The following is a 1,618-nucleotide window of genomic DNA, read 5'->3' as shown; positions in this document are numbered from 1 at the left end:
TCTATATTTATAGACTCATTCGCTTCTTTCTCTAAACATGTAATTTCTTCTTCTGAATATTGGAGTTCGTTTAACATCGATAATAGTCTTTTATCCATATTACACACTCCCCTTCCACAGTTTTTGAAGTTTTTTCTTCCCTCGAGAAATTCGATTATATATATAATCCGCTGTTACTTTTAATTCTTTTGCAATATCGTCAATGGAATATCTATCAATATACCTCTTTAAAAAGATATATCGATACTTTTTATTTAAATCTTGCACTATTTCCATAATCTCTTCTTCTTGTTCTATTTCATAACTATCATGGATACCTTTATCTATTTCTACGTCTTTATCCATTTTGTTCTCTCTATATACTTTCTTTTTATATTCCAATGCCTTTAATTTAGTAATACCAATCATCCAAGATTTTAAGTTTCCCTTTTCTATATCAAATTGGTCGATATTAAACCAAATGACAGTAAATACATCGTTATAACAATCATCTACATATTGTTTCTCAATAGGGGTACTTAATGATTTATGAATAATGTATAAAACTAATTTTCCATATTGATCAATCACTTCTTTCAAAGCATCTTGATCACGTTTTTTCATAGCTATAATTAAATCCTCTTCAGAATCGAAAATCATAAACATCTTCCTTCCTCAGTTCCCCTTTAGCAGCTGCTTTTACTTACTATTGGCACTTCATTCTCATTTTCTATCACTTTTGTAAAAATTTATTAATTTTTATTTCTATGTATATGATAGCAAAAAAAGACATTTCTCCTCAAAAAAAAGACAAACCCGCATTCCAGGTTTGCCTTTTTACTTATTTTTTATTTAATCCTTTTTCATTTAAAAACTCTTTCATATGAATTCTTTTCTCTTTGGACATAAATGAGCTCATTGATTCCGTCCATGTTACGTTTTTTTGATTTGACGATCTTTCTTTGTAATACGCACTCATCGTTTCATCATATTCGTTTAATAATTCATCATATTTCTTTTCATCGTATCCATTTTCATGAAGAATGGCCGCTACCGGTAAACGTGGCTTAACTCCATGATCTTCATCTGGTACGCCCACTGTCATTCCGAATACCGGATATACTTTATCCGGTAAATGAAGCAATTCACTCACTTCTTTCGGGTTATTACGAATTCCGCCAATATAACAAATACCGTATTCTAAAGATTCAGCTGCAAGTGCTAAGTTTTGTGCAAAAAGTGAAGCATCTACCGTCGCAACGATAAAGTCTTCCACTCCTTCATGCTTTATCTCTGTGCCATGTTTTTCACACGCCATTTCAAGTCGTTTTAAGTCTGCACAACAAACAAAGAATGCTGCGCAGTCTTTCACGTGACGATTCCCGGATAATTCAGCTAGTTTACTCTTTAGTTCCTGATCTGTTACATATATAACAGCATACGCCTGTACAAAATGTGAGGAAGCCGCATGTTGTGCAGCTTGCACCATTCTTTCTACTACCTCTTTTGAAATTGTTTCTTCTTTATATTTACGAACTGAAACGTGTTGCTCCATTTTATGTATCATCTCACTCATAAAAATCACTCCTTTTTTCTCTTCATAATGAAAAATTAACATATCTTTTTTAATATTCACAAC

The 1,618-nt window shown here is 32.0% G+C and carries 2 protein-coding genes; both read right to left on the bottom strand.

Annotated elements, in window-relative coordinates; translation table 11 throughout:
- Nucleotides 1-99: 99 nt before the first annotated feature.
- The gene (locus AB3X49_RS22665; RefSeq protein WP_367964881.1) at nt 100-645 is read right to left on the bottom strand and encodes a sigma-70 family RNA polymerase sigma factor; all 546 of its coding nucleotides are present in this window, start codon (nt 643-645) and stop codon (nt 100-102) included.
- A gap of 175 nt (nt 646-820) precedes the next feature.
- The gene (nfsA, locus tag AB3X49_RS22660) at nt 821-1,555 is read right to left on the bottom strand and encodes an oxygen-insensitive NADPH nitroreductase (RefSeq protein ID WP_367964883.1); all 735 of its coding nucleotides are present in this window, start codon (nt 1,553-1,555) and stop codon (nt 821-823) included.
- Nucleotides 1,556-1,618: the final 63 nt, after the last annotated feature.

It is taken from the genome of Bacillus sp. C30, assembly GCF_040838255.1.
GTDB classification, from domain to species: Bacteria; Bacillota; Bacilli; order Bacillales; family Bacillaceae_G; genus Bacillus_A; species Bacillus_A mycoides.
The sequence above is the reverse complement of the archived record's forward strand: the minus strand, read 5'-3'. Positions and strand labels throughout refer to the sequence as shown.